27 protein-coding genes and 1 other RNA gene are annotated in these 23529 nt (G+C 29.4%); 12 read left to right on the forward strand and 16 right to left on the reverse strand.

Annotation, left to right across the window (positions count from 1 at the left end):
• Positions 1-58: 58 nt before the first annotated feature.
• Positions 59-1018, forward strand: a complete 960-nt coding sequence (locus Q1A15_RS13345) for a transglutaminase domain-containing protein (protein ID WP_299624714.1) — start codon at positions 59-61, stop codon at positions 1016-1018.
• An 8-nt stretch (positions 1019-1026) separates the two neighbouring features.
• Here Q1A15_RS13345 and Q1A15_RS13350 read toward each other — a convergent pair whose 3' ends face one another.
• Positions 1027-1398: a DUF1801 domain-containing protein gene (locus Q1A15_RS13350; RefSeq protein ID WP_299624716.1), complete on the reverse strand. Its 372-nt coding sequence runs from the start codon at positions 1396-1398 to the stop codon at positions 1027-1029.
• A gap of 70 nt (positions 1399-1468) precedes the next feature.
• Between Q1A15_RS13350 and Q1A15_RS13355 the strand changes: the two genes are divergently transcribed.
• From Q1A15_RS13355 to Q1A15_RS13390, 8 genes are all read left to right on the forward strand, one after another.
• Positions 1469-2077, forward strand: coding sequence for a hypothetical protein (locus tag Q1A15_RS13355; RefSeq protein ID WP_299624718.1), 609 nt, complete (start codon positions 1469-1471; stop codon positions 2075-2077).
• Positions 2078-2092: 15 nt separating this feature from the next.
• Positions 2093-2389, forward strand: coding sequence for a transcriptional regulator (locus Q1A15_RS13360; protein WP_299624720.1), 297 nt, complete (start codon positions 2093-2095; stop codon positions 2387-2389).
• A gap of 141 nt (positions 2390-2530) precedes the next feature.
• Positions 2531-3940 (forward strand): cell envelope integrity protein CreD, encoded by a 1410-nt coding sequence (creD, locus tag Q1A15_RS13365; RefSeq protein WP_299624722.1) that lies wholly within the window; start codon positions 2531-2533, stop codon positions 3938-3940.
• Positions 3933-4313, forward strand: a complete 381-nt coding sequence (locus Q1A15_RS13370; protein ID WP_299624724.1) for a DUF2809 domain-containing protein — start codon at positions 3933-3935, stop codon at positions 4311-4313. Before creD ends, Q1A15_RS13370 begins: the two co-directional genes overlap by 8 nt.
• A 23-nt stretch (positions 4314-4336) precedes the next feature.
• A complete protein-coding gene (locus tag Q1A15_RS13375) occupies positions 4337-5026 on the forward strand; it encodes a hypothetical protein (protein ID WP_299624726.1) in 690 nt (229 codons plus the stop codon).
• Positions 5023-5469 (forward strand): hypothetical protein, encoded by a 447-nt coding sequence (locus Q1A15_RS13380; RefSeq protein ID WP_299624727.1) that lies wholly within the window; start codon positions 5023-5025, stop codon positions 5467-5469. The genes Q1A15_RS13375 and Q1A15_RS13380 overlap by 4 nt, the downstream gene beginning before the upstream one ends.
• Positions 5470-5480: 11 nt before the next feature.
• Positions 5481-6128, forward strand: a complete 648-nt coding sequence (locus Q1A15_RS13385; protein WP_299624729.1) for a DUF1361 domain-containing protein — start codon at positions 5481-5483, stop codon at positions 6126-6128.
• Positions 6129-6301: 173 nt separating this feature from the next.
• Positions 6302-7204, forward strand: a complete 903-nt coding sequence (locus Q1A15_RS13390) for a transporter (RefSeq protein ID WP_299624731.1) — start codon at positions 6302-6304, stop codon at positions 7202-7204.
• Between the two features lie 55 nt (positions 7205-7259).
• On the opposite strand, the gene Q1A15_RS13395 is transcribed toward Q1A15_RS13390, so the two are convergent.
• From Q1A15_RS13395 to Q1A15_RS13405, 3 genes are read right to left on the reverse strand one after another with little or no spacing between them, the layout of a single operon-like run.
• On the reverse strand, positions 7260-7475 hold the full coding sequence (locus Q1A15_RS13395) for a DUF3820 family protein (protein ID WP_299624733.1): 216 nt from the start codon (positions 7473-7475) through the stop codon (positions 7260-7262).
• 9 nt (positions 7476-7484) lie between these two features.
• Complete coding sequence (locus Q1A15_RS13400) at positions 7485-8123, reverse strand: DUF2459 domain-containing protein (RefSeq protein WP_299624735.1); 639 nt, start codon at positions 8121-8123, stop codon at positions 7485-7487.
• Positions 8124-9332 (reverse strand): NAD(P)-dependent oxidoreductase, encoded by a 1209-nt coding sequence (locus tag Q1A15_RS13405; protein ID WP_299624737.1) that lies wholly within the window; start codon positions 9330-9332, stop codon positions 8124-8126. It abuts the gene before it with no gap.
• A 231-nt stretch (positions 9333-9563) separates the two neighbouring features.
• Between Q1A15_RS13405 and ssrA the strand changes: the two genes are divergently transcribed.
• Positions 9564-9961: a transfer-messenger RNA gene (gene ssrA, locus Q1A15_RS13410) on the forward strand.
• A gap of 59 nt (positions 9962-10020) precedes the next feature.
• Here ssrA and Q1A15_RS13415 read toward each other — a convergent pair.
• The 8 genes from Q1A15_RS13415 to Q1A15_RS13450 all read right to left on the reverse strand — a co-directional run bounded on the left by Q1A15_RS13415 (position 10021) and on the right by Q1A15_RS13450 (position 16811).
• Entirely contained in the window at positions 10021-10989 is a 969-nt protein-coding gene (locus Q1A15_RS13415; RefSeq protein ID WP_299624739.1) for a succinylglutamate desuccinylase/aspartoacylase family protein, read from the reverse strand.
• Positions 10989-12413: a hypothetical protein gene (locus Q1A15_RS13420; protein ID WP_299624741.1), complete on the reverse strand. Its 1425-nt coding sequence runs from the start codon at positions 12411-12413 to the stop codon at positions 10989-10991. The genes Q1A15_RS13415 and Q1A15_RS13420 overlap by 1 nt, the downstream gene beginning before the upstream one ends.
• A 126-nt stretch (positions 12414-12539) precedes the next feature.
• Positions 12540-12953, reverse strand: coding sequence for a VOC family protein (locus Q1A15_RS13425; RefSeq protein WP_299624742.1), 414 nt, complete (start codon positions 12951-12953; stop codon positions 12540-12542).
• A 2-nt stretch (positions 12954-12955) separates the two neighbouring features.
• Positions 12956-13216, reverse strand: coding sequence for a hypothetical protein (locus Q1A15_RS13430; RefSeq protein WP_299624744.1), 261 nt, complete (start codon positions 13214-13216; stop codon positions 12956-12958).
• Positions 13217-13231: 15 nt separating this feature from the next.
• Positions 13232-13504 carry a hypothetical protein gene (locus Q1A15_RS13435; protein WP_299624746.1) on the reverse strand — a complete coding sequence of 91 codons (273 nt, stop codon included), beginning with the start codon at positions 13502-13504 and terminating at the stop codon, positions 13232-13234.
• A gap of 5 nt (positions 13505-13509) precedes the next feature.
• Positions 13510-14490, reverse strand: coding sequence for a deoxyhypusine synthase family protein (locus Q1A15_RS13440; protein ID WP_299624748.1), 981 nt, complete (start codon positions 14488-14490; stop codon positions 13510-13512).
• Positions 14477-15424: an agmatinase gene (gene speB / locus Q1A15_RS13445; protein WP_299624750.1), complete on the reverse strand. Its 948-nt coding sequence runs from the start codon at positions 15422-15424 to the stop codon at positions 14477-14479. The genes Q1A15_RS13440 and speB overlap by 14 nt, the downstream gene beginning before the upstream one ends.
• Positions 15411-16811 carry an arginine decarboxylase gene (locus tag Q1A15_RS13450; protein WP_299624752.1) on the reverse strand — a complete coding sequence of 467 codons (1401 nt, stop codon included), beginning with the start codon at positions 16809-16811 and terminating at the stop codon, positions 15411-15413. Before Q1A15_RS13450 ends, speB begins: the two co-directional genes overlap by 14 nt.
• A 480-nt stretch (positions 16812-17291) precedes the next feature.
• Between Q1A15_RS13450 and Q1A15_RS13455 the strand changes: the two genes are divergently transcribed.
• Positions 17292-18125: a hypothetical protein gene (locus Q1A15_RS13455; RefSeq protein ID WP_299624754.1), complete on the forward strand. Its 834-nt coding sequence runs from the start codon at positions 17292-17294 to the stop codon at positions 18123-18125.
• Positions 18126-18224: 99 nt separating this feature from the next.
• On the opposite strand, the gene Q1A15_RS13460 is transcribed toward Q1A15_RS13455, so the two are convergent.
• The 4 genes from Q1A15_RS13460 to Q1A15_RS13475 all read right to left on the reverse strand — a co-directional run bounded on the left by Q1A15_RS13460 (position 18225) and on the right by Q1A15_RS13475 (position 22461).
• Positions 18225-18581: a DoxX family protein gene (locus Q1A15_RS13460; RefSeq protein ID WP_299624756.1), complete on the reverse strand. Its 357-nt coding sequence runs from the start codon at positions 18579-18581 to the stop codon at positions 18225-18227.
• Between the two features lies 1 nt (position 18582).
• The gene (locus tag Q1A15_RS13465; RefSeq protein ID WP_299624758.1) at positions 18583-19446 is read right to left on the reverse strand and encodes an SDR family oxidoreductase; all 864 of its coding nucleotides are present in this window, start codon (positions 19444-19446) and stop codon (positions 18583-18585) included.
• 54 nt (positions 19447-19500) lie between these two features.
• Positions 19501-20046 (reverse strand): TetR/AcrR family transcriptional regulator, encoded by a 546-nt coding sequence (locus Q1A15_RS13470; RefSeq protein WP_299624760.1) that lies wholly within the window; start codon positions 20044-20046, stop codon positions 19501-19503.
• A 132-nt stretch (positions 20047-20178) separates the two neighbouring features.
• Positions 20179-22461 (reverse strand): fibronectin type III domain-containing protein, encoded by a 2283-nt coding sequence (locus Q1A15_RS13475; RefSeq protein ID WP_299624762.1) that lies wholly within the window; start codon positions 22459-22461, stop codon positions 20179-20181.
• A gap of 170 nt (positions 22462-22631) precedes the next feature.
• Here Q1A15_RS13475 and Q1A15_RS13480 point away from each other — a divergent pair, with 170 nt between their 5' ends.
• Positions 22632-23495 carry a hypothetical protein gene (locus Q1A15_RS13480; RefSeq protein ID WP_299624764.1) on the forward strand — a complete coding sequence of 288 codons (864 nt, stop codon included), beginning with the start codon at positions 22632-22634 and terminating at the stop codon, positions 23493-23495.
• The last annotated feature ends 34 nt before the right edge of the window (positions 23496-23529 follow it).

Below are 23529 nucleotides of genomic sequence, written 5' to 3' on the forward strand. Positions count from 1 at the left end.
TAAAAGTTGTAAATCATTAATCAAATGTTTAATTTCCCGCTTTAAAGCTATTTTTTGAATGAAGAAGTACACATTACTACTATTACTATTCCCTTTTATAATTTCAGCACAAGATTTTACCATGGTTGATAATGTTGTAAGATCTGCATATAAGAACGTAACAAGTATCGAAAATTTAGCCAAGCGTATTGATTATGATTTTAAAACGGATGTAGAAAAAACTAGAGCTGTTTTTACTTGGCTAACTCATAATGTAAGATACCAAGAACATTATTCTAAATTATTGAAAGAACCTGAGTTCTTAGTTTATTTTAGTGAAGACCATTTAAAACGAATCATAAAAACTAAACAAGAAAAAAAGATAAAAGAAGCTTTTGAAGATAGAACAGCAGTATGTGAAGGTTTTTCACTTTTGTTCAAACGAATTTGTGATTTAATGAATCTTGAAAATGAATTGATTTATGGATATACAAAACCGTCAGGAGATTATGTTGGAATTTTAGCAACCACAAAAAATCATGTTTGGAATGCTGTAAAAGTCAATAATAAATGGATAATTATAGATCCAACTTACGGAGCTGGACAATCGTATAATGGAGTATGGATAAGAGAATTTAATCCTACTTTTTTTAATACTAGTATGAGTATATTGAACAGAACGCATTTTCCATCAGAAACAAAATGGTTAAACTTCCAAAAGCAACAAAAATTAGAAAAGTTTTGTAGCGAACCTGTTGTAAGAAATGCTTTTTTTAAGCATAAAGTAGATATCGTTGAACCAAAAAAAGGAGTTATTGATGTAAAAGATAATAATTTGATTAAGTTTAAAATAAGAGGAGTAAAGAATATAAAATCGTTACTTTATGTCTTTACAAATGATGGAACAGTGAGAACTCCGAAAGTTAGAAATAAAGAAGGTTACAACGATTATTATTTTCAGAAACCAAAAGAAGATACTACACTACACATATATATAAATAACGAGTTAGCATTAGAATATGCCGTAAAAGTAGAGTAGGCAAAAATCTATTTTTTGCGCCAAAATCCTTGCTCTTTATTTTTATTGGCTAAAGTCAATACATCGACTAAAATGTCACTATTTATATCTTCGATAGTTGTATATCGAAGTGACCTGACTTTTTTTCTGCCTTCAGAAATTAAAATATCATCGTATTGTTCTAAACCGTTAATACCATAAAAACCAACATCTACATATTTCTTTTTCTTAGAAGGATTTAGAAAACAAAATGGATTTCCGTCTAAATAATAAAAAGGAATTTTCCATTTAAATTCTAATACAACTTCAGGGAAATTCTGTTCTATAATTAATTGAAGATGAAGCAAAATAGATTTAAAAGGTTCTTCTTGAGATAATATATAGGCTTCAGCAGGTTTCATAAATTAAAAGTATAATTTTTTTGGATAACTACTTTTTTTATTTTTACTTTGTATTTCAAAGTACTTTACTATGAGTTCAGAAGAATACTTAAAAGACATTACAGAAATTAAAAATTTAATGAATAAATCTTCACGTTTTATTTCATTAAGTGGTTTATCTGGAATCTTAGCAGGAACCTATGCTTTAATAGGTGCTGCTTATGCTTATTGGTTAGTAACTTCTAGCGAAAGAGGTTATTTGATTTTAGATGGTAAGATTTTTAAGTTAGTATTGTTAGATATGTTTTTAGTGTTGTTTTTTAGTGTAGCAACAGCTATTTATTTAACGACATTAAAAGCGAAGAAGAATGATGAACGAATTTGGGATGCAACGACAAAAAGGTTATTAGCTAACTTTTTAATACCATTGTTTGCAGGAGGTATTTACACACTAATTATTTTAAATCAACAACGATACGGACAAACGGGTGCATTAATGCTTTTATTTTATGGTTTAGCTTTAATAAATGCATCTAAATATACTTTAGGTTACGTAAAATATTTAGGTTACACGCAAACAATTTTAGGTTTATTATGTGCCGTTTATCCAGGTTACGGATTTTGGTTTTGGGTTTTAGGTTTTGGTGTAATGCACATCATTTATGGAATTTTAATGTATTTTAAATACGAAAGAAAATAATATAAATCAGCATTTTTGAAAAACTTACTTAACAATATCAATAAAGCTTTCGATCACCGAATTAGACTTGGAATTATGTCTGTTTTGGTGGTAAATGAATATGCAGATTTTAAAACATTGAAAGAATTGTTAGGAGCTACAGATGGGAATTTAGCAAGCCATTCTAAAGCTCTAGAAAAAGTGGGGTTTATTCGAGTAGAAAAACAGTTTATAGGTAGAAAGCCAAATACAAAATACTATGCAACAGCATTAGGAAAAGAAGAATTTAAAAAGCATGTAGAAGCATTAGAAAGATTACTCAAAGGGGAGTAAAATTTTTTTAAAAATAAACTTTGAAATTCAAAGTACTTTTAATAAGTCGTTAAGGGGAAATTGCTAACAACTACCCAGCTAAAGAACTCAGTTTTTTGGTAGGGTAGTTTTCAAAAGAAATTATTAAAACAGTTATATAAAATGGAAAAAGTAGAACAACAATCAGGAAACAAAATAGGGAAGTGGTTAAAACAATCAATTTCTGCAAGAATGTTAATGATCGGCGCATTAATTTTAGTGCTCTTAATTCCTTTGTCTTACGTGAAAGATTTAATTCGAGAACGAAAATATAGACAAAAAGAGGTGATTAATGAGATCAATCAGAAGTGGGGAGGAGAAGTATTACTGTATGGCCCGATGTTAAAAGTACCTTACAAAACATACAGTGTAAAGAAAATTTATAATTCGACTACAAAAACACATCAAGAAGAAATAGTAAGCAAAGTGAATTATGCATATTTCTTTCCAAAAGAATTAGATATTAAAACTACAGTAAATCCACAACCCAAAAAACGTGGTATATATGAAACTGCAGTATACGGAAGTGAAATTTATTTAAATGGAAGTTTTACAAAACCAGATTTTAGTGAAGTAGATGTAAAAGAGCAAGATATATTATGGGAGAAGTCGAGGTTGATTATAGAAACTTCTAACTTAAAAGGAGTTAGTAGTTTAGTTGAAATTCAGTTTAATAAAAATAAATATGCATTTGAATCGAAATATGATGGAGGAAACTCAAACTCAGGAAAGGTATACGAACATGATGTAGATACATACAGATATGTGAATCTGCATAAATTGGAAAGTAAATCGATAAAAAAGACAGATTTACCAGTAGAAAAAGATGTTGATTTTGCTTTAACGATGAATGTGAATGGAAGCAAACAAATTCGTTTTATTCCTATTGGGAAAGAAACAAATGTAAATATTACTTCAAACTGGAAAACAGCTAATTTCTTAGGAGGATATTTACCTTATAATCCAGATAAAATTAATGATAATGGTTTCGATGCAAAATGGAAAGTTTTAGATATCAATAGACCATTTCCACAACAATCATTTAAAGGAATTCCGAATTTAAAGAGTTATGCATTCGGAGTGAACTTTATGATACCAGTAGATCAATATCAAAAAAGTGAACGTACAACAAAGTATGGTTTTTTAGTAATTGGACTTACATTTTTGGTGTTCTTTTTAATACAAACCATGAGTAAGATTTTAATTCATCCGTTTCAATATCTAATGATTGGTATTGCATTGGTGATGTTTTACACATTATTAATTTCAATTTCAGAACACAGTAACTTCTTAAATGCTTATTTGATAGCATCTACAGCTGTAGTTGTATTGATTTCATTATACTCAAAATCAATTCTTAAAATTCTAAAATTTCCTTTATTTATAGGAACTTCACTAACGATTCTTTACACATTTATTTTTGTAATAATTCAGTTAGAAAGTTATGCTTTATTAGTGGGAAGTGTTGGCTTATTCGTAATATTAGCATCAGTAATGTATGCATCAAGAAAAATAGATTGGCAAAATGGATAAAAAAGTATTTCGTTTCGATGGTAAAAGTTTTATAATCTTCATACTACTATTTCTAGTAGAATTAGTAATTGCAAAAACAAAAGGATTTATAAGACATACATTTGGTGATTTTTTAGTGGTTATTTTACTGTATTATTTAGTGAAATCATTTGTGAATTTTACACCTAAAAAAATTGCTATTGGAGTTTTGTGTTTTTCTTTTGCAGTTGAAATATTACAGTACTTTAAAATTGTAGAAATACTAGGTTTACAAGATAATAAGCTGATGAGAATTGTAATAGGAAGTACTTTTTCTTTCGGAGATTTAATCGCCTATACTTTAGGAATAATTACAGTTTACTTCATTGAAACTTATAAAAAGAGAGCTGCTTAAAATTTAAGCTGAATTATTTAAAAATGAAGTTGCTTAAAAAAAGTTTACAAGTAATAATAATTATTGGAGTAGCTACAGTAGTTTTTTCATTGCTTATGGAGCCATTTAAAGATTATGAATTATTTCAAAAAGAACATGTAAAACTAGGATCGTCTTTAAATTCAAATAAAACAAGATTGTTTTTTGAATTAAGAGAGAAACATCTAACTGTTAAATATCATCTTTTTGATTACGGAATGACTACTGTAGTACTCTCAATATTTTTACTGTTTATAGTGATTAAAAACAAGAAGTTAAAAACCTACAATAAGAAAAACTCGGTTTTTCTATTAGGATTGATGTCTTTTCTAACACTTACAGGTTCAATGTTTATACATTTATTTATAGATTTTGGTAGAGAATGTTTTCCATATTGGGCTGACACAATTGCAATTCCGATGTTTTATCTAGGAATATTTTCAATTTGGATATTACTATATTTTCTATTGAATACTATCGGTTTATTATTGCCGTTTAACACAGGAGTTTCATTAAAAGATTATACTCTAAGTTTTAAAAATTTTAGTTACTGGTATGGATTTCAATTTATAGGAGCTTTTTTTATTCTAATACTATGTATTAATAGAGGAATGTTTATTTCTGTATTTAGTGTTCTCTTATGGCTTAGCTTTTTTTACTCAATGTTTGTTGGAAGATTAAAATTGAAAGTATGATATATATTGTTATAGTTTTAATTCTGTTAGTAATATCAGGCTGGATAGCTAGTAAAGTTTCACTATTAATGAATTTTAAAAATGAGATCAATAAAATAACTTTTATTTCATTTAGTACTCTTGTATTTATAGTGCTAATTCCCTTATTATTAGTGTATAATTATTTATATTATCCTAACAAAGCTTTCGACAAGAAAATCTGGAATTCAGTGGTACATGTGAGATATGAAATGTCAAAAAATATTATTGAAAAAGAATTATTAATCGGAAAATCTAAACAAGAAGTGATTCAATTATTGGGAACTAAAGAGTTTTATACAGAAGATAATAGAATTATGTACACTATTGGTCACATACCAAGTTTATTTAATATCGATCCAAACATTCTTTGTGTCGAACTGGAAAATGATATAGTAGTAAGCGTTTTTCAATACGAATCATAATCAAAAAAATCATGACAAAATTTCTAACAAAACAACAGAGTGGCGTATTAATGTTGGTATTAATGTGTAGTTTTTTAGTCTTTTTAAGAGTGCAAATTACTCAGACAATATTTTTTACATACATGCTTTGGAATATATTTTTAGCATTAATTCCTTACTTTGTTACCGAGTATGTTAAGAGACTTAATCTAGAGAAAACCTCAAAAATTAAACAAGCATTCTTATTTATGGTGTGGTTGTTTTTCTTGCCAAACGCACCATACATTATTACAGATTTTATTCATTTAGATACCAGTCCTAAAAATCCTTTAGTTTGGTATGATTTACTCTTACTTTTTTGTTCGGCAATCACTGGATTAATGCTAACCATGTTATCACTCAGAGATATTTATGAAATCATAATTAAACGATGGGGAAAAACAAAAGCATCAGTAAGTATTCCTATCATTTGTTTTTTATCTGGCTTCGGAATTTATTTAGGACGTTTTTTACGCTTCAATTCTTGGGATGTAGTTACTGCTCCAATAACTTTAGTAGAAAAAACCATGTACAGTTTTAAATTGCCAAAAGCTTGGTACGTAACGATAGGTTTTGGAATGTTATTATGGTTATTTTTCTATGTTTTTTTAAGTTTTTTCCAAGGAAGAGAAAAAAAATAATGGTTTTGTAATTACAAGGGTTTGTTGTGTAACGTGTTGTAAAAGAGTGGTTAAATTCTTTGTTTTTTTAAATGAAGAAATATTTAAGTTTTAAAGTGTTGTTAAAAAAGTTTTTTTCGTGTAATGGTCAGATTTTTTTTCGACCAAAAGCCGATACTTAAAAAACTTTAATAATGAAAAAAAATCTACGATTAGCACTATCAATATTAGGGATGATAGGCTTATCAACAATTACAAACGCTCAAGGAATGTTAGATGGTTTTTCTCCAAAAAAAGGAGCATTATCAATTACAGCTTCATACTCTAGAAGTCAGTTTGATGAATTCTATTTAGGAAAAGAAAAAGTAGATGGAGTACCTGTACATGGAGAAATCAACCAAAATATTTTTTCTCTTTATGCGAAGTATGGAATCACAGATCGTTTATCTGTAGCAGTAAATTTACCTTTTATTTCAGCTGATAACACTAGTGGTTTAGGAGATCCTGTAAATGGAGAAAACTCAATTTCTGATTTACAAGATATTTCTATTGCTTTAAAATTAAATGCACATACTTTTAAGTTTAATAGAGCAGATTTAAATATTATTACAGGAGTTACAGCTGTAATTCCAACAGGATATGAGCCTAACGGAATTTTAAGTGTTGGTAGTGGAGCATTTGGAGTAGATGTTACTGCAGGTTTACACTTAAACACAGATGTTGGATTTTTCTCAACAATCTTAGCTGGATATAACTTAAGAGGAGATGCTGATAACGATTTAACTCCAGGTGGAGATTTTGGAGTGCCAAATGCATTTGTTACAACTGGTAAAATAGGATATTCTAGTAGTTTTATTTATGTTGAAGCTTGGGCAGATTATCAAAATTCTGAAGAAGGAGTAGATATCGGAACTCCAGCTTTCGTTGGAAATTTCCCAGAAACAAATGTAGATTACAGTAGAGTAGGACTTACAGTGTATAAAAACATTATTCCATCTTTAGGAGTAAGTTTAGGATACGGAAGAGTAATCGATGGTCGTAACCTTGGAAACTCTCAAATCTATACAGCTGGATTAACATATAACTTATCAATCTAAAATATAGATAAGTTTAGTTATTGTATGAAAAAAGGCGTTTTAAAACGCCTTTTTTTTATCTTCTTATTTTTCTTAAAATATCTTCTAGCCCGTTTAGTTTTAGTTCATATACTAAACCCATCATTTGACCAAGTTTTCCTTTAGGAAAGCCTTTGTTTTTATACCAAACCATGTAATATTCAGGAATATCAATTAAGAAAGTTCCTTTATATTTTCCAAAAGGCATTTTCATATTAGCAGTATCTACTAAAAACTGTTTATCGGGAGTCATGTATTATTGTTAATATTTATTAAGTAATCCAAAATCAAAAAGAGTCCAATACGATGCTTTAATTCCGCTTTCTTTAAATCCATCGTTAACCCAAGTATTACAGGTTTTAACAGGAGAATAAGAACCATTGGCTTTAAATAATTGTGATTTCGGATACATAGTTTGTTGAATAACAATCTTTTCTTTATTCTGATTCAATAGAAAAGTATTTTCTATAAATACATTTAATTTTAAAAGTTGTTTGCTATTCACAGGAACTTTAGTCCATTTTTTTTGTTTGTATCGATGTTTAGAAACTTCAATTAATGTCGGATTATTCAGAAAAAGAGCACCAAAAGCATAAGAAAATTTAAAATCATTCCAAGTAGGAGTATTCATATAAAAATTTTCATCACCCCATCCGAAACGAATAAAATTAGTAGTATAATTTATAGCTAGATCATTAGTTAAATTTGGAGATAAATTATCTTTTGGGATTATAACACTTAAATGAATTCCGTTAGAACTTAAGTACACAAATTTATCTTGATTTTCGTGGTGTTCTTCGTTAACTGTAATGTAACTTATAAGAATAGCAATACCAAGATATAAAAGGATACCCAAAAAAGAGTATCCTGTATATTTCAGTATTTGCTTTATAAATTTCATTTATTCTTTACCATCTACATAATCTTGTAAATAACGATAACGTTCAGTTAATTCACCATTGTTATTTGTCATTTTAGCACGTGCTAAAATTCCATCTTTATCATCATTGTAAAATGCAGGAATAACATGACTTAAAAACATGTCTCCAAATCCTTCACTTGCGTCTTTTGGAAGCTCACAAGGTAAATTATCTACAGCCATTACTACAATCGCATTATCATCTTTATAATCAATTTCAGATTCAGAAGCTGCATCATATCCATAAATAGGATCAGCAATTGTAGAAGCTCTTAATGTAGTTGCTACCGGACCATCAACATCACAAGAAATATCAGCTACATACTTGATGTTAAAATCTTCAGATTTTACATCATTACGAGTAAATAAATATGGAGCGCCATCACCGTAGAAATGTCCAGCTATAAAAAAGTCTGTTTCTTTAGCATATGGCATAAAATTACTTTCGTAACCCGATGGATCTTTATAAAACTCAAATCGATCACCAACTTTTCCGTCAGTTCTTTTAGCGTACTCCATTACATCTACCATGCAATACACAGGTTCTGTAAATTTAGATGTTAAATATAACGCATCACTTACTTCTTTAATACCTAAATGATCTAAAATTTCTTTAGCACCATGTGCTACTTTTCCTGTTCCAGAAAGTAAAATTTTAATATTAGGAAGCGTGATTTTATCTAATTCTCTTTTAACCTCATCTAAATCAGCTAAAGATTCAACTTTTGGTAATTCAAAAGAGTTTTCTTTTAAACCAATTGCTCTAAAACCATTGTAAGCACCAACTAAACCGGCGTATCTACCAAAACCGATTAAACGAGCACCGTTTGCTTTAATAATAGTTTCATGATCGAACATTTCGATATTCTTTTCTAGCATAGCTTGCAACAATTTTCTGTTGTAAGGCTGTTTTTTAATAGTATGACTAAAAAAGAAATATTTTTTATTCGGAATTAAGTTCTCTACTGGAACTTCTTTTACCCCCAATAAAACATCACAGTCAGATAAATCTGAAACTATTTCAAATCCAGCATCTTTATATTGTTGATCTGAAAACACTCTAATATCTGAACTTTCAACAACGATTTCAGCTTGTAGAAACTGTTGTTTGAACTCTTTAAGTTTATTTGGTGCGAATACTACTCTTTTATCAGGTGGGTTTTTACGTTCTTTTATAATTCCGAATTTCATGTATGTCTATAAAATTTAAACAATTATCGTGGTATTTGTTGAAAATTACAACAGATGTATGCGAAAATACTTGATTTAGATATACTGTACAAGTAGTATTTTTTTATCTTTGCGATCCGCATTTTTTGAGACAATTATTATTTTGAAGAATGTGTTTTAAAATGTCAAAAAGTCTGTACTTACTTATTGGTACATATTTTGTAGCTATTATTTTAAATTCTTTGACATATTGGGGACGACTGGTTTTGACAGCAAGATTAGTAAAATTGTAAGCATACCGAGGACTGAAATGATTCTCGTTAAACTTATTTCAACAATTTAAATGGCGAAAATAATTACGCTTTAGCTGCTTAATAATCCGAATTATAGTAAGATTCAAGCCTCGGCGCACAAGGTGCGCAAGCTAAATGTCCACGGAAAGCCTTGGTTTACGGCGTTTCATTTCTGGGCATCATAAAAGTAAACATAGAAAATCTAAAGCTTCGATAGGTTTTCGAAATTAAAGAAGATAAGCTAAAAGTGGATCGTTTTTAGTCAGCTTTTAGTCGAAAATTAAATAAAAACTAAGTATGTAGAAAGCTCTTGAGCTACTTGTTTGGACCCGAGTTCGATTCTCGGCGTCTCCACAAAAAAAACACCTTTTCAATAGAGTTTGAAAAGGTGTTTTTGTTTTTAAAATTAAGTAGAATTATTTAACTATCCCTAAGTGAATAATTCTACTACCAGTTTGTCCAATTGGATTAGTGCTTTTACCTATAACAATTCCAGCTTCTGGGGCAAAATATTCTTTTAAAATTGTTCCAAAAACATCTCTTACTGTTGCAATTAAATCTCCTTTTTTTAAATGTTGTGTTAAATCACAATGAACTTGAATTATTCCACCAATTTGGCTGTAAATCCAGTATGATTTTTTACAGATAATCGCTTTTTGATCTTCTTTATCTATAGTTTCATCATACATTTTTAAAAATGAAAGTGTGTTATATACACCAGTTAAACTGGAACGAATCATTCCTTTTTGGAATTTATCAGGATCACCAACTTCAACAGTAATTGCATCAATTCCTAAATCGGCAGCAGCTCCTCTAAGAGTTCCATCTTTTGGAGGAGCATTAAGAATTATTTGTGGGTTTTGCATAAGAGCTAATTGTTTCGCAATTTTAGAAGACAAATCAGCTCTTATGTAATAAGAATTTACTCTACCAAAACTAGCAGTATGGAGATCTAGTAAGTAATCAAAATTTTTAACTATTCGATTAACTATCCTATTGGCATAAACTTTACTTCTGTTACCATCTTTATCACCAGGCATTATTCTATTTAAATCAACTCCATCAACAAATCTTCTTTCATTAGTCAAAATGGAAGGAACATTTACTACAGGAATACCGATTATTGTTCCTGAAAGTTTTTCCAAATCAATAGAGTTAAATAATCGTTGAATTACAGACATTCCATTTAATTCATTACCATGAACTACAGCTGTAATACCTAAAACAGGCCCGTCTTTTATTCCTTTACCAATAATTACAGGAACATAAATTGGCTGAGCAATACCGTTCGAAACTAAATGTATCCATCGATAGGATAACGAGTTATTTTCGTATTGGTCTAGTTTAATTCTTTTGATGATAGGAACTTTCTGGAATTTTGCCATTATATAATTTCTTTAATTAATGAATCATCATCGTTTAACGATTTGAATAGTTTACGTTTAAAAGTGCCTTTTTTATTTAATAGTTGAATAGCCATTTTATCAATAGCTATTGAAGTTAATACAGTCTGAATATAAGCCTCTATTAAGTCATCTAAGCCAATACCTAAGTTGTTAAACTCTTTTCTTTCCATTAATAATAGCCTGTTTGTATCTGAGCCCCAATCACCATTTTCTTTTTTGAAAGATAAGTTTGTACCTAAAATATCCCATGAAGCTTTTCCGTCTTGTAATGTATCCTTTAAAGGAGCTTTAGCTCGTCTAGAGTAAATAGAAATTGGTTTGTAACCTTCTTTAGTAGCGTGAATCATCATTCTAAAGTCTAAAACATAAGATTGTCCTTTTTGATTTGGAACAGTTCCTACATGATAGTATTTTCCTTCAGAAGTGGTAGAACTCCAATTGTAATTACCTACTAAACTTTGAACAATGAATTTATTATAATCGAAATCCATTTTCATAAAATCTTCTAATTCTTGTTCATTAACTATAGTAAAAACTCCTTGTCCTGCATTACTATATGGTGTTTTCACAACGGCTTTTCCGCCTAAATTCTCAACCCATAATGGTATTTCATTTTTATTAACATCCCAAATTGTATGTGGAGTAATAATTTTAAGGTTTTTATGTTGTAATTCTGAATTGTAAAATGAATATGCTTTAGAGGCAATTAATTTATTTCTTCCACCAGCTAAACAAACAATAGTAGGATTAATAATTTTAGTTTTTGAAGAAATTGGTAATCGGTTCCAAGGTTTTTGAGTTAAGTATCTAAAAACTAAATCTAATTGTATCCATTCGTCACCAACTTTTAATTGAATATAGTCAGTAGAGATATTAACATGACTTTTATCTAAATCATTATAAAAAGGAACAAGGTAAACCTTCTTATTTAACATGTCAGCCATTGCATGTGCATAACCAGAAGCTTCCATATAGTTTTTGTCATAAATAACAGCTACAGCATTATTTATTTTCTTTTTTAATAAAGGTTTTATGGTATGTTCCATGAATTTTCTATAACCACCTTGTTCTTTAAATTCATTTAAAAGTGGCATAGATTTTTGTCCAGAAGGACAAGAGTTGTTTTCTATAATTACCATTTGTCTTTTTCCTTTTTCAGTAGTTACATGAAGTAAATCTGCACCAGATAAATGGTAATATTTAGGTTTGTAGTTTAAAATCTCTTTTAGATCATCACTATTTACTTTAGGATTTAAATGGCAATAACGTTTTACTATTCTATCATTGGTTAAGTTTAAAAAATAACTTACCATAGGATGAATAGTTGCATTAAGAGATTTTTCATACCAATGATTTTCAGGTTCAAAGGTATGAGGTGCTATAATTTCTGTATGTTTAATCACGAATTGAAAAAAATGTTTTTATTTTAAATTTCAGTAATTATATGTTTTCATGTTAGAAGAAAATTAAAATCAATTCAACAGTGAGAAAGGTGAACTGATTTTAATTTAAAATAAGTTTACTAACAATTACATGAAAATTTCATCAGACCTTTTAAAGGTTTTAAATTCGATGTAATAACCATTAGGATCTTTAACTATGAATGTATCATGTTCTCCGTTTTGATCTTCGAAAAAAGTTTTCTTAATGATGGTATCATAAGACCATTGTCTATTTACTGTATCATAAGTATTATCCCAAGTTTCATTATCTAAAACCACTCCAAAATGAAAAGAAGGTAACTGTTCACTATCTAAAGAGTAGAAAGGAAATTGAAAATCAAATTTTTCTATGAGTACAAATGTAACTTGATGACCAAATAAATTAATATCAACCCAATTGTTAGTTTTTCTACCTATTTTTAAATCTAATTGATCACGATAATAGCTGATGGTTTCTTCAATATTTTTACAGGGAAGAGATATGTGAAAAGATGTATTCATAGTTATATTAATTTTAAATCTTCAAGTTTTAGTACAACGAAATCTTCATCATCAAGATCATCTATAATTTCTGTATAAATGATTTCAAATTTTCGTCCTTTACATTTATCTGATTTTAAATCGAATTCTACAAGAATCATTTTATTAATTTCATCAAAATCAATAATATCATTATCCTCTAGTACAAAAGTATAATCACCGTTTTTGTAACCAGCGTATACACCAGTAACAATCATGCTACTTTCTGCTCTGTAATAATTCATAATTAAAGTTTTAAATTAGAAATTGTTGTCTGTATAATCGTCAAGATTATTTTCATCAAAAGAATTTTCATCTTCCATGTAATCATCCATAGTTTTTTCAAGCTTTCTACTAATTTTTACTAAATAAATAGTATCATCAGTTCTTACTTCTACAGCACTAATGGTTTCTCCTTTCGAATTTTGAAAAGAAATAATATCATCGTAATTATATCCGTCAGGATACTTTTCTATTAACAAGTCTAATATATTCGCTGTTAATTTTTCGTAATCAACTATTATTCGTTTCATAAGAATTACATTTTTAATAAATAAGCAAATATTAATGGTGCCACAATTGTAGCGTCACTTTCAATAATAAATTTAGGAGTATCGATATCTAGTTTTCCCCAAGTAATTTTTTCATTAGGAACAGCTCCAGAATAAGAACCATAACTTGTTGTTGAATCTGAAATTTGACAGAAATAACTCCAGAAAGGTGTGTCTTCTCGTTCTAAGTCTTGATAAAGCATTGGTACTACGCAAATAGGAAAATCACCTGCTATTCCACCACCTATTTGAAAAAATCCTATTCCATTTTTAGAATTTTCTGTATACCAATCAGCTAAAAATGTCATGTATTCAATACCAGATTTCATTGTAGAAGCTTTAAGTTCACCTTTAACCACATATGAAGCAAAAATGTTTCCCATAGTTGAATCTTCCCAACCAGGAACTACCATTGGTAAATTTTTTTGAGCAGCTGCATACATCCATGAATCTTTAATATCTATTTCATAATGTTCTTCTAAAACTCCTGATAGTAAAAGTTTGTACATGAATTCGTGAGGAAAATATCGTTCACCTTCTTCTTCTGCTTCTTTCCATATTTTGAAAATATGCTTTTGTAATCTTCTAAAGGCCTCCTCTTCTGGAATACAAGTATCAGTTACACGATTTAAACCTTTTAACAATAAATCCCATTCATCTTGTGGTGTTAAATCTCTATAATTAGGAACACGTTTATAATGCGAATGAGCAACTAAATTCATAATGTCTTCTTCAAGGTTGGCACCAGTACAAGAGATGATATGAACTTTATCTTGACGAATAATTTCTGCAAAGATTTTACCTAATTCAGCTGTACTCATAGCTCCAGCTAACGAGACTAACATTTTAGATCCATCCTCTAACTGTTTTTCATAAGCTTTTGCTGCATCAACTAGAGCTGCAGCATTGAAATGAAGAAAGTATTTTTCTATGAATTCAGATACCGGATGTGTATTAGTATTCATCATTATCTTTAAATTTAGTTAGTTTGTTAAAAGGTGATTGGTTGTCATTTTTTTCGTTAAAATTCTCTTCTTCTACTTCTTCAGTAGATTTGAATTTATAACTCAGCATTTTGTAGTATAATTTAGCAGCTAAAAAATCAGAAGATTTCTCTTTCTCATTAGGGCAGAGTTCTACAATATCAAACCCTACCACATTTTTTTCTTCAAATACTTTACGAAGAAATTCTAAAGTTTCATACCAAAATAAACCTCCAGGTTCAGGAGTTCCAGTGCTTGGCATAATTGAAGGATCTATAGCATCTAAATCAAAAGTGATAAAAATATTTCCAGTAAGTTGCTCTAAAACATCATCCATCCAGTATTCATTGATAGCCATTTCATGAGCAAAAAAGACTTTATCTCTATTCATTACTCGTGTTTCAGAAATATCCATACTGCGTATTCCAACTTGAACTAAATTTGTATTTTGATTTGCTTCGTAAACAGCACAGGCATGATTACAAGAACTACCTTCATATTCTTTGCGTAAATCTGCATGTGCATCTATATGCAATACAGTTAAATTATTAAAACATTCATTAAAGGCTCTTATTGAACCAATTGAAATTGAATGTTCACCTCCGAAAAGAGTAACAAATTTGTTTTTATTTATATATTTTTTCGTGATTTGGTGTACTTCCTCAACCATAGTTTCTGGAGAAGAATTTTCTAATATGGGGTCAGTTAAATAAATTCCTTCTTTATATACTTCACTATTGGTTTCGATGTCGTATAATTCCATATTTTCAGAAGCTTGTAAAAAAGCTTCAGGGCCTCTATCAGCTCCTTTTTGCCATGTACTAGTTCCGTCGTAAGGAACAGGTATTAAAACTATTTTTGAAGTTTCTAATTTTCCATATTTTTCAGGAATACCAGCGTAAGTTCTATTCGTTTTCATATCCTAAAATTGATAGTAATTCTGTACTTTTTTGTTGTTCTTTAAATAATTGAGTTATAATTTCTCCGTTTTGATTTTTAGTTATCAAAATATGTTTTGGGTGTGGAATTAAACAGTGCTGTAAACCACCAAATCCACCAATAGATTCTTGATAGGCACCTGTGTTAAAAAAACCAATGTATAAGGGATTGTTTTTTTCGTATTCAGGTAAATAAATAGCATTTACATGTTGTTCAGAATTATAATAATCATCACTATCACATGTAAGACCTCCCAGTAAAACGCGCTCATAATTATGGTTCCATTTATTTACAGGAAGCATTATAAAACGTTTGTTAATTGCCCAACTATCAGGTAAAGTTGTAATGAAAGAGGAGTTTATCATATTCCATTTTTCTCTATCATTTTGTTTTTTTTGATATAAAACTTCATACAATGCTCCACCACTTTCTCCAACAGTAAAGCTTCCAAATTCTGTAAAAATGTTAGGAGTATCAACACCTTCTTCATCACAAGCAGTTTTAATTTGATTGACAATTTCTTCAATCATATATTGGTAATCGTACTCAAAAGCTAATGAATTCTTAATAGGAAAACCTCCACCAATATTTAAACTGTTTAGTGAGGGACATACTTTTTTTAATTGTGTATATACTTTTAAACATTTCAATAATTCATTCCAGTAATATGAATTGTCTTTTATTCCTGTATTTATGAAAAAGTGAAGCATTTTTAAGGCTACTTGAGGGTTGTTAGCTATTTTTTTTTCATAAAAAGAAACAATGTTTTTATAACCAATACCTAGACGACTCGTATAAAATTCGAATTTAGGTTCTTCTTCAGAAGCTATTCTAATTCCTATATTTAATTTACTTTTTGTTTCATCTAAAAGTAGATTCAATTCTTCATAATTATCAATGATAGGAATACAGTTTTTATGACCTCCTTCGATAAGGTTAACAATATTAGCTATGTATTGATCCCTTTTAAAGCCATTACATAAAACAAAGGCACTATCTTTTAGTTTTCCTTGTTTTTTTAGTGATTTAACAATGTCGATATCAAAAGCAGATGAAGTTTCTATATGAATATCATTTAACAAAGCTTCTTCTAAAACATATCGAAAATGTGAGCTTTTGGTGCAATACGAATAATTATAACTACCCTTATAATTAAGTTTTTCAATAGCATTATTAAACCATTTTTGAGCTTTAATAATATTCTCTGAGATTTTAGGTAGATACGTGAATTTTAATGGAGTTCCATATTGTTTAATTAACTCCATTAGATTAATGTCATGAAAAAATAATTCTTCATGTTTTGTATGAAATTCCTCTTGAGGAAAGTCAAAAGTTTGTTCAATTAAATCTTTATATTTAGTATTCATTTAATTTCAATTAAAATTATAGACAACAAACCCTTTAGCTATCTAATAGCTTGATTTGATATAACCAAAATTGAAATTGCGTAACTAAACTATAAGCTCTAAATACACACCTCGTAAACGAAGATTTTGAAGTATGTTTAAAATAAGTTCGGAAGAAACCTTAATTTTTTCGTTGTGTTTCCCAAACACTAAACAACCTTTTATCTTCCTTAAAAAGTTGTTTACGAAACAAGTAAAACTTAACATTTTATTTTACCATGGGTAAATCAAATATAGTTTTTTTTTTTATTCGCCGATAAATTTTGAAAAAATTAAAATAAGAAATTGAAATTATTAACACAGTTTTAAATTAAGTTTTGATTATGAGGTGATTATAGTTGGCAACTTTTATCATCAAAATCATATTTCACTGAAAACAGGGTAGCAAACTAAATTACTCTGATTTATTATTGTAGCATTAAATATAATCTACGTCAATTCATGAGTTATTTTATAAAAGTCAATTGTTTAGGTGAGGGAGATTCTTCTCATTCAGAAGAGATAACAATTGTTAAGGCAAATCAGAATAAAGATTTAGTAGTTGAAGATTTAAAAACAATTTTATCTTCAATTAATGCAACTTTATTGTCATTCAAAGAAAATGATGAACTTTATGAATTCAATTATATATTAAAAATAGTATATAATGACGAAATGGTAATGCAAGTAATTGAGGGAGAATATGCATTGTTTCAAGAAGTAGTAAAGCATGAAGAACTTTTTGATGAAACCATATCTTATATTAATACAGCAGCAAAAGGAAGATATAATAACAGAATATGGGAAGACAGTGAAACACCTTTAGGAAATGGAGCGATATTAAATTTTGTAGAAAAAGATATTAGATACATTGATACTTATATTGATTTTCTCCGAACTTGTGATCTAGACCATGAAGTGTCTCAATGGGGAGATATTAGTACTATTATTACAAGCTATAAATGGAAAAAGGAAACATGTAAGCTAGCTGTTGGTAGACTTATGAGTTGTAGTGGTCAGCATGGAAAAGAACAATTTGAAATTTTTTTAGAAGAAGGATTAACAGATTATATTTCAGAGAATAAATCCACTTTTTTGACATTATTTGTGGAAGAAACTACATATAGTTTATATCATAACAATTATTACTATAATTATTTAGAAGCACCAAAAACTGAGTTTGTAGAAGATGTTTTAGAAAGTATTACCATAGTTACCGATATTCTTGAAGATGAAGATATCGAATTTTATAAACAAGAGTTGACAAGATTATGGCTCAAACATAGAGCTAATTAATGTTTTAGAAATTAAATTAAAAGCTTGTTCATTTATTTAGCTTCTTAGCTTATTATAGTAAAACCTCAGTGTAAAAACTGAGGTTTTTTTATTGAAAAATTAGATATAAAGTATCTTGTGAAAAGACATATATGATAAAGTCAATACTAAAAATAATATCAGAAGTAATAGACTTATAAATATTGAATCTCGATGGGCTATGTGAGCAACGAATGCTGTGATTAAGAATAATCCGGTTCCTACGTAACTCCATTCTTTAAGGAATATTGGTAGATTAGGAATTATAAGTCCAAAAGCAGCTATAGTCTTTAAAACAGCTAATTGTATTCTGAAAAAATCTGGAAATCCAAGAGATTTTATACCTTCAATAGTAGTACTACTAAAAATATAACTGTATGAACTAAGTAAAAGGAAAACAGAAATTAATGCAGTGCTAATCCAATATAAAATATTCATTTTACAAGAAAAAAGATTGTACTTGATTTACCAATTTTGTTCCGTCAGGATCTCCTACAGTTTTTAAATGCCCTAATTTTTCTGCCCATTCAGAAGTACGAATACGAATTGGTGGATTTTCAGATAAGGCTACTTTTAAAACAACTTCAGCAACTTCTTTTCCAGTTTGATAAGGAGATGCTTCTCCATCACCAGCTCTATTTTGCGCTCCACTTATATATTTTTGAAAAATAGGAGCATAATCACCTGTAGCTAGTTCACCTTGTTCATTTTGAGTTTTTTCTACAGCATTAGACATAAATTCTGTTGTAATTCCTCCAGGTTCAACTAAAGAAAATTGAATACCAAATGCAGGAGTTAAATAACTAGCCAAAGCTTCAGTAAAGCCTTCAACAGCAAATTTAGCTCCACAATATAATTCATTAAAAGGTTGACCAACTAAACCGCCAATAGAAGTAATATTAATAATATGTCCGCTTTGTTGTTTTCTCATTTGAGGAATAACAGCTTTAGATGTACGAATTACTCCAGTATAATTAACATCGGTAACCCAATCTATCTCGTCTTGTGAAGCATGTTCTAAAGTTTTAGCAAAACCAGCACCAGCGTTATTTAGCAGAATATCAAGTTTACCATCTTTATTGATAATAGTTTGAACAGTGTTTATTATAGAATCGTTTTTAGTTACATCTAATTCAAGTATTTCTATGGATAAATTTCGAACTTTAATTTCTTTTTGTAAAGAGTCACTTTTATTCAAGTTACGCATTGTTGCATAAACTTTAAAGTTATTTTCAGCAAATAATAATGCAGCTTCAAAACCAACTCCGGTTGATGTTCCTGTAATTAAAATGTTTTTTTTCATGAGTGTTTGTTTTTTTTGGATAGAATATTCATTCCAATTTTAAATTAAATTTTTTTATGCTTTTATAGCATCCCAAACTAAGTTGAGCTGACTTTCAACATAGTTAGGATTATTCTGTTGAACATTCCAACGTATTGTTGATAGTAAAGAACCTCCAATAAATTGAAGTAATTCTTGGGTCGGTATATTTTTAATAATTCCGTTTGCTTTTCCTGATTCAATCAAATTATGGACTTCTTTAGCTGCATCTTGACCAAATTTTCGACTTTCTTCAGTAATAATAGGGGAAGCGTGTAATTGCTCCATAAACTGAAAATACTCAATGTTTTGAGTGAAAAATTCTGTGGCGAGTATATAATATGTGAAAAACTGACTTTTAATATTTTCTTCAGGAATAAAAGGCTTAAAAATATCTTGTTCTTGAGATTTTACAAATTGATAAATATGATTAATTAAAATCTCTTTATTTGGAAAATAATTATAGATAGTTCCCATTCCAGTACCTGCCTCTTTAGCGATTGCAGACATTGGAGTGGCATGAATACCGTTTTTTGAAAGTAAACTTAAAGCGGCTTTTACAATACTATCTTTTTTTGTCATGTTACAAATGTATAATTTTTTGGAATATTTATTCCAATCAAATATATTAAAAATAAAAAAACCGCTAATTCTAAAAGAACTAGCGGAATAAAGATCAAAAAAAATTCTCCCGGTTTTTCTTGATGTGTTTATCTATTTTTTAATAAGTTTCTTTTTGTAGATAATTTCATTGCCTTCTTTAACATGTAAAATGTAAACTCCTGTTGCTTTTACATTCGGAGTAATTTTTTGGCTTACATTATCGTCAATTACTTGTTTCTTTTGAAATACAACTTTACCATTCATGTCAAATAAAGTGATTTCAATTGGCGCGCGAAAGTACATCTTTTTTGTAGAAATAATAATGTTATTTACAAAAGGATTTGGACTAACTTCAAAATTTTCAGCAGAGAAAATAGGAGGGTGGTTGATTGTATTTTGCTCAGAAGATCTATTAACAGTAGTTCCGCAAGCTCCTAAGAATTCCCAATCGTTAGCAGAAGTACGTAAAAATAAGTTACCTTGATAAACAACTTTATCCCCAGCTGAATAGCTCACTCCGCTTCTCCATTCAGCAATACCAGCACAAATATCTGGATTAGTAGTATCTCCACCAGTAGTATAAGAAACAATTAAACGAGCAGCTTTTCCAGATCCACCTTCGTAAGAATCTGCAACACGTTTAGCAGAAGTGCTTGTTAAACTTGTTCCTCTACCTTTAATGATAAAACTGAGATTGTTTCCAGAAGTCCATCCACTTTTATTCACTAAACTTTGAACCATATTCTTTAAGTTAGGAGAACGTTGCGCACTTCCATTTTGTCCGCTAGACCAAGAACTTGGAGTCCAAACTGTTTTAGCGCTAAATGTATTTCTAGCAGAAACATTATTAGAATTTGAGAAAGCAGCAGAGTTACTACTATCGTGTAAGCTAATTTCAAGTTCTGCACTAGCACTATTACTTTCATCTGCATTGAATTGTAAATAAGCACTTGTAATAGTTGCATTTTTAGGAAGATTTACATTTGTAAAACGCAAACCTATTTTTTGGTAACCATTGTTGTTGTGACTATCGTATACTAATTCTAAATCGCTACTATTAATGTACATAGAACCATCTTCACTTTCTTCAACATCATCATTACCAGAAGCAATCGCAACTTCAATAGTTTTGTTATCGTTATCTGAACCACCTCCGCCAGAAGTATTTCTATTGATAGTTACTACACTACCATTAGAAGGACTCCAAACATCTAAATTAGAAGGAATTTGAAAAGGATTACTATTTGAAACAGATCCAACATTAGAAGCATTGTCTACACGAATTGTTCTTGTTTCAATTTTATTTTCATCAACGAATATCCATTTAAATTGATTGAATCTTCCAGAATTACGAGTCCAATCTTTATTGTCATCATTAGAACGTAATGGAGCACCCCAACAACCTTCACCAACATAAACAGTTCCGTTAGTATTATCTCTTACAAAACCTTCATCGCTACCAGAACTTGTAGAAGGTCTTACTGGCCAAGTGGTTTTTACAGTGTGCGCATCACATTCAACAACTAATTGTACTTTGTTATCATAAAAAGTACGAGCCCAATTGCTGTACTGACTATTTCCTTCTGATTTGAAACGAACGTGAGGACGCATAGGTTTATGATATTGAGCAATTTTCCACTTTGTACTTGAATTGTTAGCCAAATCACTACGTAACCAACTTGTTTGATTTCCTGAAATAGAAATTTCAGTATTTAAAGTGTAGGTTCTTACTAAATTATTTCCAAAAGTAATTGCATAATAAACACTAGAAGAAGGCGTGTCGAAAAGATTATAAATACTATTATTGCTATCTTCATGATTACCTCTAGCTGCAATAATTGGGAACATTCTTCCGTCTGAAGCAATAGTTAATTGCCAATCGTTAAACCAAGTTTGCCATTGACTATTTGTATCGTCATCTGTCATATCTCCACCGAATAATACAGCGTGAGGTTTTAATTTAGATACTAATAAGTTAGCATTTCTTCTAGGAGTTCTGTTGTTTCTAGAGTCTCCACCAGCAATAAAAGATAATCTACTGTTATCTGATGGTGCAGTTTTAAACCATAATCTACGACTTGTTCCTTGACTATCTCTAATAACAAAGTAGTAAGCTGTGTTAGGCGTTAATCCAGTTAATCTTACAAAATTATTGTTCATTCCTTTGTAAGATGAAGTTCTACTAGGAGCTGCTGAATTTGGGTAGCTGCTGTAGTTAGTTCCGAAATCTGTAGTTCCAAAATATACTCTTGGATTACTACCAGAAGTTTGATTCCATCCTATTACTATTGAAGTTGCAGGATTTCCTCTTAATGTTAAACGATACTTATCGTTGTTGGCGTTAGCGTTAAATCCAATACAAAAAAGGATCGCTAAAAAAAGAAGTTTTTTCATGATGAAGTAGGGGTTAATTGGTTAAGCTGTGGCGAAAGTAAAAAAGTTGAAAACTATTTTACTTTCAATTTTAATTCTTAATTTAAAATTAAAATACATAACTTTTATTTCAAGTAAATTTAACGTCTTTGTTTTTAATAATTAACCTTCTTTACACGTAATTTGACTTTATGAATAAACCTAACCTCCTAAAATTATCTGTTTTTTTTATTTTCATCGGTAGAGCCTGGCAACACTTGTTTTGGGACGCTCCTTATCGAACTTTTTTCTGGGATGAATCACTTTTAAAACCTATTGTGGAAAATTGGTTTGGTGTTTCATGGACAACTTATGCGACAAGTCCAAATACAGATGTATTTGTACAATCTTTAATTATAAGTAAAGGTATTTTATACTGTATTGCTGCTGTAAGTAGTTTGCTGATCACTAAAAAGAATAAGAAAGTTTTTAAGATTCCTATCTATTTGGGAGGATTAAGTTTAATAATCTTGACATTATTATTAACTAAAGAGAAGTTTTATCATTTCGCTCAATTTTTCGAGCATAGTATTCAGTTCGGTTTACCATTTGTGCTCTTATATACTTTGAAAGATAGTTTCAACTTAGATAGGTTAATTTTCACATTAAAGGTTTTAATCGCTATTACTTTCTTTTCACACGGACTTTATGCTTTTGGTGCTTATCCTGTTCCTGGAAAATTTGTAGACATGGTAATTAATATCATGGGTGTTTCAGAGTCTTTTGCGATTACTTTCTTGTATGTAGCAGGTATTTTAGATTTTGTTTTAGCGGTTTTAATTTTTATTCCTAAGGTTGATACTTATGCATTAATCTACGCTGTAGCTTGGGGATTGTTAACTGCTTTGGCAAGAATTGTAGCGAATTTTTATATTGATTTTCCTATACAATCCATTCATCAAAATTTATATCAAGTTATCTACAGATTACCACATGGTTTGGTTCCTTTACTAGTATTGTTTCTTAATCGAAGTATAATACGGAATGAGCAATATTCTAGAGCATATTTATCTTAATTAACGTATTGAAAGACAATTTTTTATTTGTTTT

Origin of the sequence: uncultured Tenacibaculum sp. (assembly GCF_947495995.1) — a bacterium.
In the GTDB taxonomy this organism is placed as follows: domain Bacteria; phylum Bacteroidota; class Bacteroidia; order Flavobacteriales; family Flavobacteriaceae; genus Polaribacter.

Coding starts and splice junctions, on each gene's coding strand:
- Q1A15_RS13345 (WP_299624714.1), top strand. CDS start 59: ATGAAGAAGTACACATTACTACTATTACTATTCCCTTTTATAATTTCA.
- Q1A15_RS13350 (WP_299624716.1), bottom strand. CDS start 1,398: ATGAAACCTGCTGAAGCCTATATATTATCTCAAGAAGAACCTTTTAAA.
- Q1A15_RS13355 (WP_299624718.1), top strand. CDS start 1,469: ATGAGTTCAGAAGAATACTTAAAAGACATTACAGAAATTAAAAATTTA.
- creD (WP_299624722.1), top strand. CDS start 2,531: ATGGAAAAAGTAGAACAACAATCAGGAAACAAAATAGGGAAGTGGTTA.
- Q1A15_RS13370 (WP_299624724.1), top strand. CDS start 3,933: ATGGATAAAAAAGTATTTCGTTTCGATGGTAAAAGTTTTATAATCTTC.
- Q1A15_RS13375 (WP_299624726.1), top strand. CDS start 4,337: ATGAAGTTGCTTAAAAAAAGTTTACAAGTAATAATAATTATTGGAGTA.
- Q1A15_RS13380 (WP_299624727.1), top strand. CDS start 5,023: ATGATATATATTGTTATAGTTTTAATTCTGTTAGTAATATCAGGCTGG.
- Q1A15_RS13385 (WP_299624729.1), top strand. CDS start 5,481: ATGACAAAATTTCTAACAAAACAACAGAGTGGCGTATTAATGTTGGTA.
- Q1A15_RS13390 (WP_299624731.1), top strand. CDS start 6,302: ATGAAAAAAAATCTACGATTAGCACTATCAATATTAGGGATGATAGGC.
- Q1A15_RS13395 (WP_299624733.1), bottom strand. CDS start 7,475: ATGACTCCCGATAAACAGTTTTTAGTAGATACTGCTAATATGAAAATG.
- Q1A15_RS13400 (WP_299624735.1), bottom strand. CDS start 8,123: ATGAAATTTATAAAGCAAATACTGAAATATACAGGATACTCTTTTTTG.
- Q1A15_RS13405 (WP_299624737.1), bottom strand. CDS start 9,332: ATGAAATTCGGAATTATAAAAGAACGTAAAAACCCACCTGATAAAAGA.
- Q1A15_RS13415 (WP_299624739.1), bottom strand. CDS start 10,989: ATGGCAAAATTCCAGAAAGTTCCTATCATCAAAAGAATTAAACTAGAC.
- Q1A15_RS13425 (WP_299624742.1), bottom strand. CDS start 12,953: ATGAATACATCTTTTCACATATCTCTTCCCTGTAAAAATATTGAAGAA.
- Q1A15_RS13430 (WP_299624744.1), bottom strand. CDS start 13,216: ATGAATTATTACAGAGCAGAAAGTAGCATGATTGTTACTGGTGTATAC.
- Q1A15_RS13435 (WP_299624746.1), bottom strand. CDS start 13,504: ATGAAACGAATAATAGTTGATTACGAAAAATTAACAGCGAATATATTA.
- Q1A15_RS13440 (WP_299624748.1), bottom strand. CDS start 14,490: ATGATGAATACTAATACACATCCGGTATCTGAATTCATAGAAAAATAC.
- speB (WP_299624750.1), bottom strand. CDS start 15,424: ATGAAAACGAATAGAACTTACGCTGGTATTCCTGAAAAATATGGAAAA.
- Q1A15_RS13450 (WP_299624752.1), bottom strand. CDS start 16,811: ATGAATACTAAATATAAAGATTTAATTGAACAAACTTTTGACTTTCCT.
- Q1A15_RS13455 (WP_299624754.1), top strand. CDS start 17,292: ATGAGTTATTTTATAAAAGTCAATTGTTTAGGTGAGGGAGATTCTTCT.
- Q1A15_RS13460 (WP_299624756.1), bottom strand. CDS start 18,581: ATGAATATTTTATATTGGATTAGCACTGCATTAATTTCTGTTTTCCTT.
- Q1A15_RS13465 (WP_299624758.1), bottom strand. CDS start 19,446: ATGAAAAAAAACATTTTAATTACAGGAACATCAACCGGAGTTGGTTTT.
- Q1A15_RS13470 (WP_299624760.1), bottom strand. CDS start 20,046: ATGACAAAAAAAGATAGTATTGTAAAAGCCGCTTTAAGTTTACTTTCA.
- Q1A15_RS13475 (WP_299624762.1), bottom strand. CDS start 22,461: ATGAAAAAACTTCTTTTTTTAGCGATCCTTTTTTGTATTGGATTTAAC.
- Q1A15_RS13480 (WP_299624764.1), top strand. CDS start 22,632: ATGAATAAACCTAACCTCCTAAAATTATCTGTTTTTTTTATTTTCATC.